The sequence below is a fragment of the Enterococcus sp. AZ167 genome, assembly GCF_051714025.1.
Lineage (GTDB): Bacteria > Bacillota > Bacilli > Lactobacillales > Enterococcaceae > Enterococcus_D > Enterococcus_D casseliflavus.
Window position 1 is genome coordinate 1700074 of record NZ_JBIORB010000001.1, and the last position, 13878, is coordinate 1713951.

The 13878-nt window shown below is 44.9% G+C and carries 14 protein-coding genes; 3 read left to right on the forward strand and 11 right to left on the reverse strand.

The window, feature by feature from the left end:
- Position 1: 1 nt before the first annotated feature.
- The 3 genes from glpK to IGJ05_RS07980 all read right to left on the reverse strand — a co-directional run bounded on the left by glpK (position 2) and on the right by IGJ05_RS07980 (position 4393).
- Positions 2-1522, reverse strand: a complete 1521-nt coding sequence (gene glpK / locus IGJ05_RS07970) for a glycerol kinase GlpK (RefSeq protein ID WP_005225176.1) — start codon at positions 1520-1522, stop codon at positions 2-4.
- 131 nt (positions 1523-1653) lie between these two features.
- On the reverse strand, positions 1654-3096 hold the full coding sequence (locus IGJ05_RS07975) for a helix-turn-helix domain-containing protein (RefSeq protein ID WP_081116786.1): 1443 nt from the start codon (positions 3094-3096) through the stop codon (positions 1654-1656).
- Complete coding sequence (locus IGJ05_RS07980; protein WP_081116787.1) at positions 3086-4393, reverse strand: NAD(P)/FAD-dependent oxidoreductase; 1308 nt, start codon at positions 4391-4393, stop codon at positions 3086-3088. Before IGJ05_RS07980 ends, IGJ05_RS07975 begins: the two co-directional genes overlap by 11 nt.
- Before the next feature lie 136 nt (positions 4394-4529).
- Here IGJ05_RS07980 and IGJ05_RS07985 point away from each other — a divergent pair, with 136 nt between their 5' ends.
- On the forward strand, positions 4530-5354 hold the full coding sequence (locus tag IGJ05_RS07985) for a DUF92 domain-containing protein (protein ID WP_081116788.1): 825 nt from the start codon (positions 4530-4532) through the stop codon (positions 5352-5354).
- 61 nt (positions 5355-5415) lie between these two features.
- Here IGJ05_RS07985 and IGJ05_RS07990 read toward each other — a convergent pair whose 3' ends face one another.
- Positions 5416-6126 (reverse strand): MgtC/SapB family protein, encoded by a 711-nt coding sequence (locus tag IGJ05_RS07990; RefSeq protein WP_034858162.1) that lies wholly within the window; start codon positions 6124-6126, stop codon positions 5416-5418.
- On the opposite strand from IGJ05_RS07990, the gene IGJ05_RS07995 reads away from it, so the two are divergent.
- Positions 6112-6417: a hypothetical protein gene (locus IGJ05_RS07995; RefSeq protein ID WP_225001135.1), complete on the forward strand. Its 306-nt coding sequence runs from the start codon at positions 6112-6114 to the stop codon at positions 6415-6417. The two genes, IGJ05_RS07990 and IGJ05_RS07995, sit on opposite strands and share 15 nt — an antisense overlap.
- On the opposite strand, the gene nagB is transcribed toward IGJ05_RS07995, so the two are convergent.
- Positions 6358-7059: a glucosamine-6-phosphate deaminase gene (gene nagB, locus IGJ05_RS08000; RefSeq protein WP_081116789.1), complete on the reverse strand. Its 702-nt coding sequence runs from the start codon at positions 7057-7059 to the stop codon at positions 6358-6360. The genes IGJ05_RS07995 and nagB overlap by 60 nt on opposite strands.
- A gap of 153 nt (positions 7060-7212) precedes the next feature.
- Positions 7213-7815 carry a LysM peptidoglycan-binding domain-containing protein gene (locus tag IGJ05_RS08005; protein WP_016611944.1) on the reverse strand — a complete coding sequence of 201 codons (603 nt, stop codon included), beginning with the start codon at positions 7813-7815 and terminating at the stop codon, positions 7213-7215.
- A 234-nt stretch (positions 7816-8049) separates the two neighbouring features.
- On the opposite strand from IGJ05_RS08005, the gene IGJ05_RS08010 reads away from it, so the two are divergent.
- Positions 8050-8439 (forward strand): YxeA family protein, encoded by a 390-nt coding sequence (locus IGJ05_RS08010; protein ID WP_081116790.1) that lies wholly within the window; start codon positions 8050-8052, stop codon positions 8437-8439.
- Between the two features lie 317 nt (positions 8440-8756).
- Here IGJ05_RS08010 and glnA read toward each other — a convergent pair whose 3' ends face one another.
- The 5 genes from glnA to IGJ05_RS08035 form a co-directional block, all read right to left on the reverse strand.
- Positions 8757-10097 carry a type I glutamate--ammonia ligase gene (glnA, locus tag IGJ05_RS08015; RefSeq protein ID WP_005225167.1) on the reverse strand — a complete coding sequence of 447 codons (1341 nt, stop codon included), beginning with the start codon at positions 10095-10097 and terminating at the stop codon, positions 8757-8759.
- A gap of 59 nt (positions 10098-10156) precedes the next feature.
- Complete coding sequence (locus IGJ05_RS08020; RefSeq protein ID WP_005225166.1) at positions 10157-10537, reverse strand: MerR family transcriptional regulator; 381 nt, start codon at positions 10535-10537, stop codon at positions 10157-10159.
- 290 nt (positions 10538-10827) lie between these two features.
- Positions 10828-12072, reverse strand: a complete 1245-nt coding sequence (gene hflX / locus IGJ05_RS08025; RefSeq protein WP_005225165.1) for a GTPase HflX — start codon at positions 12070-12072, stop codon at positions 10828-10830.
- A complete protein-coding gene (miaA, locus tag IGJ05_RS08030) occupies positions 12069-12986 on the reverse strand; it encodes a tRNA (adenosine(37)-N6)-dimethylallyltransferase MiaA (protein ID WP_208788393.1) in 918 nt (305 codons plus the stop codon). The genes hflX and miaA overlap by 4 nt, the downstream gene beginning before the upstream one ends.
- On the reverse strand, positions 12983-13732 hold the full coding sequence (locus IGJ05_RS08035; protein ID WP_081116792.1) for a glycerophosphodiester phosphodiesterase: 750 nt from the start codon (positions 13730-13732) through the stop codon (positions 12983-12985). The genes miaA and IGJ05_RS08035 overlap by 4 nt, the downstream gene beginning before the upstream one ends.
- Positions 13733-13878: the final 146 nt, after the last annotated feature.

Here is a 13878-nt window from a genome sequence, read left to right on the forward strand (position 1 = left end):
CTTACTCGCCTTCTTTCTTCGCTTTGAATTTGAAGGTCTGAGTAGCTGCCACCGCTTGTTTCCAGCCTTCGTACAAATTGTCTCTTTCTTCTGCTGGCATTTCTGGTGTAAACATTTGCCCTTCTTCTGCCATTGATTTCAATTCATCCAAGTCTTTCCAGAAGCCAACCGCTAGCCCTGCCAAGTAAGCTGCACCTAATGCGGTTGTTTCCAAATTCGCAGCTCGTTGCACGTCAATGTCTAAAATGTCCGCTTGGAACTGCATCAATAGATCGTTTTTGGCTGCACCGCCATCGACTTTCAGCAATGGGATATCGATGCCAGAATCTTTTTTCATCGTGTCGATGACATCTTTTGATTGATACGCAACAGCTTGCAATGTTGCCCGAACAAAATCTTCCTTCGTCGTCCCACGAGTCAAGCCAAAGACGGCTCCTCTTGCATCTGAATCCCAATAAGGTGCACCCAATCCAGTAAAGGCAGGCACCACATACACTTCATTATCGCCTTTTGCTTTGGCAGCTATTTCTTCTGATTGCGGAGAAGACTCGATCATTCGTAGACCGTCCCGCAGCCATTGGATCGCTGATCCAGCAACGAAGATACTTCCTTCTAAGGCATAATAGACTTTGCCGTTGATGCCATACCCGATGGTCGTCAGTAGGTCATTGTCAGACAATTGTGGTTCTTCACCCGTATTCATGACGATAAATGCCCCAGTGCCGTAAGTATTTTTGATCATGCCTTTTTCAAAGGCCATTTGTCCAAAGAGGGCGGCTTGTTGGTCCCCAGCCATTCCAGCGATTGGTACTTCACTGCCGTAAAAATGGTAGCTGCGGGTGTGACCATAGACTTCTGAGTTGCTTTTGACTTCTGGCAACATCGAGCTTGGAATGTTCAAAAGATCCAAGATTTCTTGATCCCACTCTAATTTATGAATGTTGTAAAGCATCGTCCGACTAGCATTGGAGTAATCGGTGACATGGACTTGCCCATCTGTCAGTTTCCACACAAGCCATGAATCGATCGTTCCGAAAAGTAGCTCGCCATTATCCGCCTTTTCTTGTGCCCCTTCGATATTGTCTAAAAGCCAGCGCACCTTGGTCGCTGAGAAATACGCATCAATGACTAACCCAGTTTTTTCATGGATCATCTCTGTATGGCCATCTGCTTTTAATTGGTCAGCGATCGGTGAAGATTGGCGGGATTGCCAAACGATTGCATTTGCGATCGGCTGGCCTGTCGTTTTGTCCCAAACCACTGTCGTTTCACGCTGGTTGGTGATCCCGATGCCGGCGATTGCTTCTGGTCGGATACCTGATTCAATAAATGCCCCTGCGATGACTGATTGGACAGAGTTCCAAATTTCGTTGGCGTTGTGTTCTACCCAACCCGATTTTGGAAAGTATTGCGGAAACTCTTTTTGTGAACTGCCGATTTTTTTCCCATTACGATCAAAAATAATTGCTCTTGAACTAGTGGTTCCTTGGTCGATCGCCATTACATAATTTTTTTCTGCCATTTGATTCGCTCCCTTTAGTTTTTTATACGCTTTTCTTGTTAGCGCTTTCTGACTTGCTTTTATTTTAGCTGAACTTTCGCAATGTGGTTCGTCAATTTTTTTTCAAATTTCTAAGAAATTGACGAAATCCACTATTGAAAGCGTTCGCGGATCATTTTTTTGATCGTTTCCCGATCATAAGCGGTACCTAGTTCACTGATTCGATAAGTCGGTGTTTTCGTCTCGATAGCATAATTTGCCAAGATCAAATCATATTCTTGTTCCGGGCGATAGCGTTCTACGACTACGCCATTCAAATTTTTGAGATACAGCAGCCACATGTAGTAGAGGGCTTCTTTAAACAGTTCATCCATTTTCAAAGCGATCCCGACGCGAAACTCCCGATTGATTTGATAATCGATGATCGTGATCACGCTCAAGTATTTGACCATCGTCATCATCAACAAACTATTTTTATCAGATGGCTTGATATCAAGCTCTGCTAAAGCCTTATCCAATAGTTCGTGACTGATTTGCTGAATGTTACGACTGGATAGCTGCGCTTCTAACTGCCAAATATTTTCTCGATCAAAAACCTCCACATCCCCTTTGAAAAAATACACGCGGCTGTGGATCTGCAGCAGGTGACCATAACAAGTGGCTTCGATTTCACGGGGAACAAACGATGGGCGGTAGAGATGCAAAATATGTTCCAAAATCAAGGTATCCGTCAAGGCAGTTGGCGTAAACCGAGAACGCTGCAGCATATACACTTGCAGATCGTGTTCGGATAACACCGAGAACGACAGTAAAAAGACAAAGTGCAGCATCGCCTCCTCTTCTCTGACTTCTAATGCATAATGGCCAAACCCACGAAATACCAACTCCCGTAATTGCTGAAACAAAGGATCTTTCGTGTAGGGTACCATTTTCTCCCGTAAGACATGAAAGGATTGAGTAGCAATTTTCAGTCGCGCCTTCATGATCCTCAGCCATAGGGACAAGCGCTGTTGGGCTTCTTTCGTGAAGGTCATGTTCAGACCTCGTGTGATCAGACCGACGTATTTTTCATCGATCGGCAGCGGCTGACTGTCGAAAGAATGGACATACCAAAAGAGTTCAAAATAGAAATAACGAATTTGCGTTTCTTCCCCAATCAGCTTTCCTTGCCAGATCTCTAACTCGAATTCTGCTAGCAAGCCATTTAGCTCTTTGATTTTGCGAAACAAGGATGACTCGCTGACCGCTAATTTTTGTGCCAGCTGGACAGTGGTCACCTCTTGATGCTGCAAAAGATGCTCGAGGATTTGAAATTTCAATGCTGACCGATAAAACGCCCATTCGATTTGATTGAGGGAAAAAGTGGGACTCATTTCAAAGACCAGGACACCTTTTCGATAATACAACCGACACTGCTCTTGGTAGTGAGCCAGCTCATCTTGCAACTCCTCCACATATTTTTCCAAGGAAGGCTTACTGATGCCAAGATAGCTCGCCAGCTCGTGCAGCTCCATTTTTCCGCCCACCAGTAAAAGCTTTTTGAGCAGCTGCAATTGCTTTGCTTCTTTTTTTTCTAATAACTGATCAAGTCTCATCGGCATCACTTCCCGACCAAAGAAAAGTTTCGTCGATTACATTAGTGAATCGTGGATGGAAGAAAAAGTCTTTTTGGGTCAACTCCTCCATCGTTGCCTGCTGCTCGATCGCAAACGCTAGTAAATTGATTTTTTCCAAAATATTGGCTTTTGATAAAAGCTGCGCACCAACGATTCGGCCGCTGGCTTGTTCGATCATCACTTTTCCATGAACCTGTGTTGGATCAAACAAGGAACTGGCGGCAGTAAACGCATGACAGACGATCGGAGATTCGAAGAAAAACCGATCCGACTCGGTCAAGCCGGTGCTTGCTAAGTACCATTCAAACAGTTGCGTACCGACTGTCCGCAATCCACCACGAAACGGGGTGGTTTTGCTTGCCAGATTGCGAGCTGCTGCGATTCCTGAGCGAACAGCATTGTTGACTAAGGGCATATAGACCGTGTCTTTCGTAATAGCATTCGGAATTTGGATCAAATCGCCGACCGCAAAAATATCCGTGGCAGAGGTTTCCAAGTAGGCATCTGTCCAGATGGTTTGATCACTGTGTAATTCAAAGACCGCAAATGCCTCTGGCAAGCGAGGATGAACGTTGACTGTCGTCAATACCAGATCACTTTCATAGCCTTGATCGGCGGTTTCGATCCGAAAGCCTGTTTCCGTTTTAACGACTGCCAAAGTTGGCTTGGACCAATGCAGCTGCAAGTTGGGGATTTTTTCGATCTCCGTTAAAAAGGGCTGCAAAAAATCGTGATCAAAGTACTTGAATAAAGGATATGACATTGATTCGATCACACTGACTTTTTTTCCGATCGCAGTCAAGGTATTCGCCGCTTCCATCCCTGCTTGACCAGCACCTACGATGGTAATCGACTCTGCTTGGGGCAATTGCTGCAAGAAATGCTTGGCTGCCTCATATTCCTTGTAGGTCAGTAGTGCTTCTTCTGGTTGTGGCAAAACAGTGGAATCTTGACTGGAGCCTGCTGCCAAGACGAGTCGATCATAACTTAGTTCTCGCTTATCCGTTCGAATCCGATGATCCGAAGGAAAAATCTCCAGAAGCGTTTCTTCTAAGACAACGTCGATCGTTTCTGCCTCCAGCTGCTCCTTCGTACAAAAGAATGCTTCTTCCAGCGATGCGATCCTGCCTTCGATCAGCAATAACAAACCGCTTGGAACAAACCCAAGATGGGCTTTTTTTTCTATCAATAAAATCTCTGCGTCAGGGTATAATCGGCGTGCTTCACGGGCGCAGCTGACACCACCAAAGGACCCGCCTACGATAATGATTTTCATTGGATCACCTCTCTCCCTTAGCTTAAATGAAACGCTCTCATTTGACGAGTAAAAAGCTATCAGGCTGACTATTTTTTTGTTAACTGCGGTAAAATAAATGAGACCTATGCTACACTATACGCAAAGGAGTGTTCAAATGGTTTTCTTTTATCAATTCATGCTGGGATTGTTTGCCAGTACATTCGTTGCAGCGGCAGCATTCGTCTTTCAGTGGCTGACTGTTTCTGGCGCACTGGCTGCGATTCTTTGCGGCACACTGGTCATTGGCTTTGGTCCGTGGTACAGCATCTTTTTGATTGGCTTTTTCTTTGCCAGCTCTGGCATCATTGGTCTTTTAAAGAAAATGCGCAGTCAGCCAGAGTTAGCTGTGCTTGCCAAAGGTGCTCGCCGTGATGCAAAACAAGTCTTTGCGAGCATCACACCAAGCATCTTTGCTCTACTGCTTGCCTTTTGGACGAAAGAACCGCTATTCCTTTGGGGATTTGTGGCGGGAATCGCTAGCTGTACGGCTGACACTTGGGGCTCAGAAATCGGCGTGCTGAGTCCAAGTCCACCGCGTCACTTACTAACGGGAAAAAAATTACCACCGGGACTTTCCGGCGGTGTCAGTTGGTTGGGAACTGCCGCTTCCCTAGCAGGGAGTCTCGCCATCACTGGTTTATTCGCAGCAGCCTTATGGTTGAACGGCAAGCCGTTCTCCTTTGATCTCTGGTTGACCTTGACTGCTTTAGGCTTTGGCGGTAGTCTCTTGGACAGCTTACTGGGCGCAACGATTCAGGTGCGCTATCAATGCCCTGTCTGTCACCAATACACCGAAAAAAAAGTCCACCACGACGTTGCCACCAAGCAAGTCGGCGGTCTTTCCTTTGTAACGAATGAAGGGGTCAATTTGCTGAGTTCAATAGTGATCGTTATTTTGACTGTATGTTTCTTTTACTTAAAAATGTCTACCGCATCATAAAAAAAGCAGCAAAGCACGTCACTAATGTGAGGTGTCTTGCTGCTTTTTGACTCAATACCGATTAAGCAATATCCACTAAGCGGATCTTCGTGACATTTTTGTAGACAGACAATTCTTCGATCACTTCAGAAAAGCCTAGCCCTCGGGGGAGATCAATCGTATAAATGTTGGTATAAATGCGATAGTCTTCCATGAATTTGACATCAAAATTGACATCTTCGATCACGATATTTTTCTCTTGGAAGTACTCCGTCAAAAACTCTTTGGTCTCGGTGCGATGGATGTACTGGATCTCTAATTTCTTTGCTGTTGGTACGCGGACGATCCGCTTAACGATCGTCAATGCAAAGAAGATCCCGATAAAACTGCTTAATGCGATGGTGTAAAAGCCCATCCCGATGGCAATTCCTAAACCTGCGATCGCCCATAAGGAAGCAGCCGTCGTCAACCCCGTCACCGAGCGCTTCGTCACAATGATCGTTCCAGCGCCTAGAAAACCGACCCCGCTGACGACTTGGGCGATCAATCGTGCTTCGTCTGAACGAATCACGCCTGCTAAATCTGGATGATCCAGCGCATCTCGCATGGCACCTGTGGCGATCTCCACTTGGATCAAGGCAATGACACAAGCTCCCATGCAAACCAAGATATGGGTTCTAAGACCAGCTGGTCGGCTTTTGTATTGCCGCTCGTACCCAATCGCTCCTCCCATGATCATTGCCAGCAGCAATCTCAGCGCTACTTCAGGAATGGATAAATGCATATCAACCATTTGCATCCCTCTTTTCTTCGTATTCTCTCTTTTAACTATAGCATCTCTGATGAAAAAAAGAAAAAAACAGCGCCGAATCAGCCAAATAAAAAAGCCCCCTCAGAAAATAAGCAAGTTAGCTATAAACCATTGCTCGCAGCTGCGCTGGCGCTACTGCACAAGCGCAGGGGGAAGCTGCGAGGATGGCTCATTTTTCCTTCTGACTTATTTCTGAAAAGGGCTGATTTTGTTTTACAGCTTGCTGGCAGCAGCCTCATCGATGATCACGATCACGTCATCATGCTTTTGTAAAACAGAAGCTGGTAATTCGTTGGTTACGGGTCCTTCAATCATTTTTTGGATCGCATCCGCTTTGACTTCGCCAAATGCCATCAAAATGATTTTTTTGCTTTGCATAATCGAACCGATTCCCATTGAAATTGCCGTCGTTGGGACGTCTTCGACTTTATCAAAGTAGCGTTTGTTGGCATTGATGGTCGATTCAGTCAAATCAACGACTGAGGTCGTTCCTTCAAAAGATGCACCAGGTTCGTTGAAGCCGATATGTCCGTTTTGACCGATACCCAAGATTTGGATATCAACTGGGTGATCCGCAATCACGCTATCGTAGCGTTCGCATTCTGCTTCTAAGTCTTCCGCTTTGCCGTTTGGTACGAAGGTTTCTTTGAATGGTTTTTTATTGAATAAATGAGCATTCATGAAGTAGCGATAGCTTTGTTCGTCTTCGCCGCCTAGTCCTACGTATTCATCTAAGTTGACTGAAGTCATTTCTGAAAAATCAACTTCACTGGCAGTCATTTCTGCATAAAGGGTCTCTGGCGTGCTTCCTGTTGCTAAGCCTAGGACCTTGGCGCCATTTGCCATACCTTCTTGTATCAATTCAAAAGCTTTCTTTCCGCCTTGAGCAGCATCTTTAACGCGAATAATTTCCATGATCAGCGCTCCGTTTCTATTTGGTATAGTCCAATAATACCACAGGTTGTGTTTGATTACAATAATTAGTCTAGACCAGATGACGATTTTTTCTCGCCGATCAAAAAAAAGACGAGCTCTAAAATGCGCTCGTCTCTCTCGTATTCTACTTGCTTACCAATTCGTATAAACATCAATACCGCTATGACCAACACCTGTGTCATAGACTTTATAGGCACCTAAAGATGATTGACCAGTCGATCCTTTCGGTTGATTATCACTGGCAACAACGATGTACCCATCGGCATCACGGATGGTTCCGTCTGATGCTACATGGCGACCAGGGATATTCAATCCGCCTCCTGGCAAGACTTTTTGTGAGTAGTACGATTCTCTCACACCATTGAAGTAGTTGATCCCATCCACTGGATTCAAGACTCCAGAACCAGCACCAGGAATGCTTGAACGGGTTTGACTCACGTTAGCAGTCGCTGTAGATTCACTTTTTTCTGTGCTTTCTTTCGTACTTGTTTCTTTGTTTTCTACAGATTGGCCATCGTTAGAAACCAACAATGTTTCGCCATCAAAAATCATATTTGGATTTTCGATCGAATCATTTAAAGCTAAAAGGTCTTCGACCGTTGTTTGATAAGTAGCAGCGATCCCAGATAGAGTGTCTCCTGGTTCGACAACATGGGTTTGTTCTGCTGCTGAAACAACTGTTCCGCCAACGAATAAACCAAATCCTGCAACAACTGTAAATGCAAATTTTTTCAAATGAAAAAACCTCTCTTTTGATTATTTGTCCCGCTATCGGGCACAAGTAAGAGAATAACATTACAATATTGCAGGAAGGTTTCAGAAATATTTTTCATTATCACAATTGTTAAACAGAAAGTTACAGGATTTTTATTCAAAAATGCTAAACTTACAATATTGTTATCCCTTTCGATGAGTGCTTTTAGTGGCCACATGCTATAGTGATGCTAGTAATGGAAAGGAATGACACCCATGAAAAAACTACTAGTAACGCTTGGCGTTTTGATTATTGTCGTAGCCGGCTATTTCGGCTACACGTACTATGCAACAACGTATCGAGGCATCACGGCTTATGCTATCACGCCCAACAAAGTCCCTGAAAAGACACAGACCTACAGCGATTCTGGTGAAAAAATCGATGGCTCTTTTACCTACAAATACACCTTTGAATTCGTAAAGAAAAATGGTGAAAAAGAACTCATGACCTATGACCAGACGGGCGAAAATGTAAAACCATTGGCTCCAAATACTTTAGTCAAAGCAGAAATCAGTAAGACCCGCATCATTTCTGGTCCCAATGAAATCCCTCAATCAGAAGTCCCCGCAAAAATACTGTCTGAGCTGGAAACCTTTGACGAATAAGGACTTCTTACAAAAAACTTTCTACTTTTTAAGGTTCATTTTACTTTGACGGTCTATGCTAGCTTTATACCAAAACTATTTTTCTTCCTCTTACCAGTCCTCGCCCGACTGGTATTTTTTTGATTTTTCCCAATGGTCAGGAGTTACGCTTCTTATAGACAAAACCGCTCTAGCTTCGCAATGTGTTTTTTCTCAAACTTTGATCAAGCAGCTATTGACGATCGGAAATAAATAAAACCAGAGTCAATAGGATAAACGCTAGTTTCATCATAAAAAAACCGCTAGATTGTTTATCTCTAGCGGCTTTTTTTGCGATTTTAATAGAGTTCCAAGTATTGTTCTCTTTCCCACTCGGAGACTGTTTGGCGGAAGGCTGCCCATTCTAATCGTTTTGCTTCGACAAAGTTGGCATAGATGTGTTTGCCTAAGGCATCGATCATCACTTGGTCTTTACGCAATGCTTTGATGGCATTGTGGATCGTTGATGGCAGATCTTCGATTTGTGCTTCTGCACGTTCTGTTTCGTTCATGATATAGATGTTGCGGTCGACAGCTGGTGGTGGTGTCAACTCACGTCTAACGCCATCAAGTCCTGCTTGTAATAAAACAGCCATTGCTAAGTATGGGTTAGCGGATGGGTCAACCGAACGCAATTCCAAACGCGTTGACAAGCCTCTTGATTCTGGCACCCGAATCAATGGTGAACGGTTGCGTCCTGACCATGCCACGTATACAGGCGCTTCGTAACCTGGCACTAAGCGTTTGTAAGAGTTGACGGTTGGGTTGCAGACAGCCGTGTAAGCACGGGCGTGTTCGATCAAACCGCCTAAGAAGTGATACGCTGTTTGGCTTAATTGCATTGGTCCTTCTTCATCAAAGAAGACATTTTCATCACCTTTGAACAAGGACATGTTGCAGTGCATGCCTGAACCGTTGATGCCGAATAATGGTTTTGGCATAAAGGTCGCATGCAAGCCGTGTTTACGAGCAATGGTTTTCACGACAAGTTTGAAGGTTTGAATGTTGTCACATGCTTCCACTGCATCCGCATATTTAAAGTCGATCTCGTGTTGCCCTGGTGCCACCTCATGGTGAGACGCTTCAACTTCAAAGCCAAGGCTTTCTAATTCTAATACGATATCGCGACGGCAGTTTTCCCCTAGATCGGTTGGGGCAAAATCGAAGTAGCCGCCTTTGTCGTTTAATTCAGTTGTGATTTCGCCTGCTTCATCTAATTTGAATAGGAAAAATTCGGGTTCTGGTCCAAGATTGAAAGAAGTAAAACCAAGGGATTGCATGTCAGCTAATGCCCGTTTTAAGTTGCCGCGAGGGTCGCCTGCAAATGGGGTGCCATCTGGATTGTAGATATCACAGATCAAACGAGCCACTTTGCCATGTTCACTTTCCCAAGGGAAGATCATCCAGGTGGACAAATCAGGATACAGATACATGTCACTTTCTTCAATACGGACAAATCCTTCAATAGAAGAACCGTCAAACATCATTTTGTTTTCCAGTACTTTATCTAATTGACTTACAGGTACTTCAACGTTCTTGTTCGTTCCTAAAATATCAGTAAACATCAAGCGTAAAAAGCGCACGTTCTCATCCTTTACGATTTGTTTGATGTCTTCGGCAGTTCTTTCAAATTTTGGCATAGTATCCCTTCCTTTTTCCCAATTCTTATTTTATATCACAGCAATGATCTACAAGTGCTCTACATTCGTGGACCTTTTTGCTGGTATGGCTGTTGTTGATTCAATCCACCTTGAGCCAAGAGTTCATCATAAAAAATTCGACGTACATCTTCATCGGTCAGCGGCGGTTTGTTCTTCGCTTCTTTTTCTTTGGCAACTTTCATTTCATAAACTCGTTTGATTCCCGCCATGTTCAGTCCATCGGAAAGATAGTCTTTGATCTCTAGCAAGGTATCAATATCATTCAGCGAATACATTCGTCGATTGCCATCGCTGCGTTCCGGGTGGATCAATTCTTGTTCTTCGTAATAACGAATTTGACGGGCGGTGAGATCGGTCAATTTCATGACTGTTCCGATAGGAAAGACTGACATTGAGCGCCGCAATTCTTTTTCCCGCATAACTTGGCTCCCCTCCGTTTCAATGATGCTGCGTAACTTTATGGAAACTATACCAATTCTTTTTTTGCGTGTCAACCCCTCATGTTAGAAAAAGTGACATGAATGCAAATTTTTTTGATTTTTCCACTGAGCCCTTGATTTGATCGCATGTTCAAGCAGTCCTTTTTCTGGAAGAAATGGTGCCTTAGCCAAAAATGTTCGGGTTTTGCACTTGAAGGAAGTCAAACCACTTATACTTCCATAATTTTGTCACCACAAAAAAAACGGTGCATCGGCTGCACCGCTTCTGTTTATTCTTGTTCTTGCGCCATTCTGCGTAGTGGATAGGTATCCTCCAGCGCAAATCCTTTGATATGATAGGTCTGTGTTGCTTCATCGAAGGCATTGCTCAACACTAGCGACTCCCGTTTTAACCGATTCAGCGCATTGCCTTCATCGGCTTGCAACACCAGATGATAAGGCTGCATGATCTGCATCAATTCCATTTTGATCGCCTGAGTCAAGCGCTCTTTGCCTTTGGTACTCTTTGCTGAGATCAAGACATTGGGAAATAGTGTTGGGACAAACTGATCGGCGTCGATGCGATCCGCCTTATTGTAGACCGTCAACATCGGTAATTGGGTCAAAGAAAGTTCCTCCATTAATTTTAAGACCGTCTCCTCTTGCTGGACCCGTTCTTCGGAACTGGCATCGACGACATGCAGCAAGAAGTCCATGTTTTGACTTTCCTCCAGTGTGGAATGAAACGCATCGATCAATTGGGTCGGCAATTCTTGGATAAAACCAACCGTATCGGTAATGGTGACTTCGAATCCTTCTGGCATCCGCCAGCGTTTCGTCAAAGGATCGAGTGTCGCAAACAACTGGTCTTGCTCATACGTATCCGCACTGGTCAAAATGTTTAAAATAGTTGATTTTCCAGCATTGGTATAACCAATCAAGCCCATTTGAAAGACTTGGCTGTCTTTGCGCTTTTGGCGTGTTCGGTCTCGATGGGCTGCCACTTCCTTCAATTCCCGTTTGATAATGGTGATGCGGTTGCGGATGTGTCGACGATCGGTCTCCAGCTTGGTTTCCCCTGGCCCTCTCGTTCCGATTCCGCCCCCTAGCCGAGACATGTTCTTTCCTTGCCCTATCAAGCGTGGAAGCAAATAATCCAGCTGCGCCAGTTCTACTTGCAGCTTTCCTTCTTTGGAACGGGCACGCATCGCAAAAATATCAAGGATCAGCTGGACGCGATCAATCACTGGCACTTCTAGCGCATCACCGATCAACTGGCTTTGCCTTGGTGTCAATTCATGATTGAAAATCACTAGATCTGCTTCATGTGCTTCTGCCAACTGCTGCAATTCCGCAACTTTCCCCTTGCCGATCACGGTTTGTCGATCGACTTGCTGCCGTTTTTGCACCAGTGAAAAAACAACTTCACCATTGGCGGTTTTTGTTAAGCTTTTCAATTCTTTCATTGACGAATCAAAATGAAGATAGTTTTTCTCCGTTTCTACTCCGACAAGAATCACACGTTCTTGGCTCATCTTTTCTCCTCCAACCATTGGTCGATTTCTGTTTCAAGGGTACGTTGTTCTTCAGGTTGCCTCACTAAATCAATCCATCGGGGCTGTGCTCGGTTATTGAACCACGTCAGCTGCCGCTTGGCGTAGCGGCGTGAGTTTTGCTTGATTTGCTCAATGGTCTCCTCCAATGTGGCCTGCCCATGAAAATAGGGCAAAAATTCCTTGTAGCCGATCCCTTTGGCGGCTTGCGTTTCTGGATACTGCAAAACAGCTTTTGCTTCTTCGATCAAGCCTTGATCCATCATCAAGTCCACCCGCTGATTGATTCGCTGGTATAACACTTCTCGCTCAGTGGTTAACCCGATCATGAAGAAATCGTACAAAGCTTGTGGTGTCTCTTTTGGTGCAGCGATACTTTCGCCAGTCGTTTCAAAAACCTCCAACGCACGAATCACTTTCCGCTCATTGTTGTAGTGGATCTTCGCTGCTGCCAAGGGATCGACCGCCTGCAGCTTTTGCCATAAAGCTTCTTTGCCGATGGCTGCTGCTTCTTGTTCGTAATGCTGACGAATCGTTGGGTCGCCTTCTTCTGCCCCTAAACGAAAGTCATACAAAAGCGCTTGGATGTATAACCCTGTTCCCCCTACAACGATCGGCAGCTTTCCTTGCTGCTGGATCGTCTCGATGGCTTCACGCCCCATTTGCTGGAAATCAGCGGCAGAGTATGCTTCCGTCATCCCACGAATATCGATCAAATGATGAGGAACCCCTGCCATTTCTTCCTTCGTCACTTTGGCGGTACCGATATCTAACTGACGGTAAATTTGCATGGAATCCCCGCTGATGATCTCCCCTTGGTATTTTTGGGCTAACTGGATACTCAAGGCGGTTTTGCCAACTGCGGTCGGTCCCACGATTACTAAGACTTTTTTCATCCTTTTGTTTCCTCGCGAACCTGTTGCACAATTGCCCGAGCTTTTTCTGGAAAATCGGTGATGATCCCCGTCAACCCCAGAGCCAAGCAGGTGCGAATCGCCGCTTCTTCGTTGACAGTCCACGGACGGATCGCGATCGGAAAATCAGTTAAGACCGTTGCTGTCTCTTGGACCCAGCGATAGGCAGGATGAATTCCTTCGATATACGGTCGGCTGAGCGCCAACGGTGGTTTGTCTTCCCCGCGTCCCATAATAAAATCAAGGGTCGCATCCGGTTCGATCGCATGCATCCGATCCAAGGTCTCGATATTGAAGGAACAATACCAATGAGTAAAGGGCCATTCTTGACTATTCATTAAGTCGGATACTTTGGCTTCGATTCCTTCATACTCATAATGATCGGTTTTTAATTCGATCGTCAAAATGCCACGATAATTCTTCGCTGCAAGCAAATCCAACACTTCTTTTAGCGTGGGGATTTTGGCGGCTTGAAATTCCTCAGAAAACCAGCTGCCAGCATTGAGGTCTTTTAGTTCAGCAACCGTCAGGTCACAGATCCGACCTTTGCCGTTGGTCGTTCGATCAACCGTTTCATCATGCATGACGATCAAGCCGCCATCTTTTGATAGATGTACATCTAACTCAATGATATCAGCTTTGACCCGCACCGCTTCCGCAAATGCTGGTAGCGTGTTTTCAGGTCGGTTGCCGCTACTCCCGCGGTGGGCAACGATTTGTACCATCATTCTTTCACTCCATTCTCACTTTTTATTTTACCATGGAATCTCCTAGAACCAAAAAGCCTCTGTTTGTTTCGATCCTCTTAATGAATAATAACGCTTTGTTTCGGTCAAAGAAAAACACCCTTACTATGATCGCAGTAAGAGTGTGT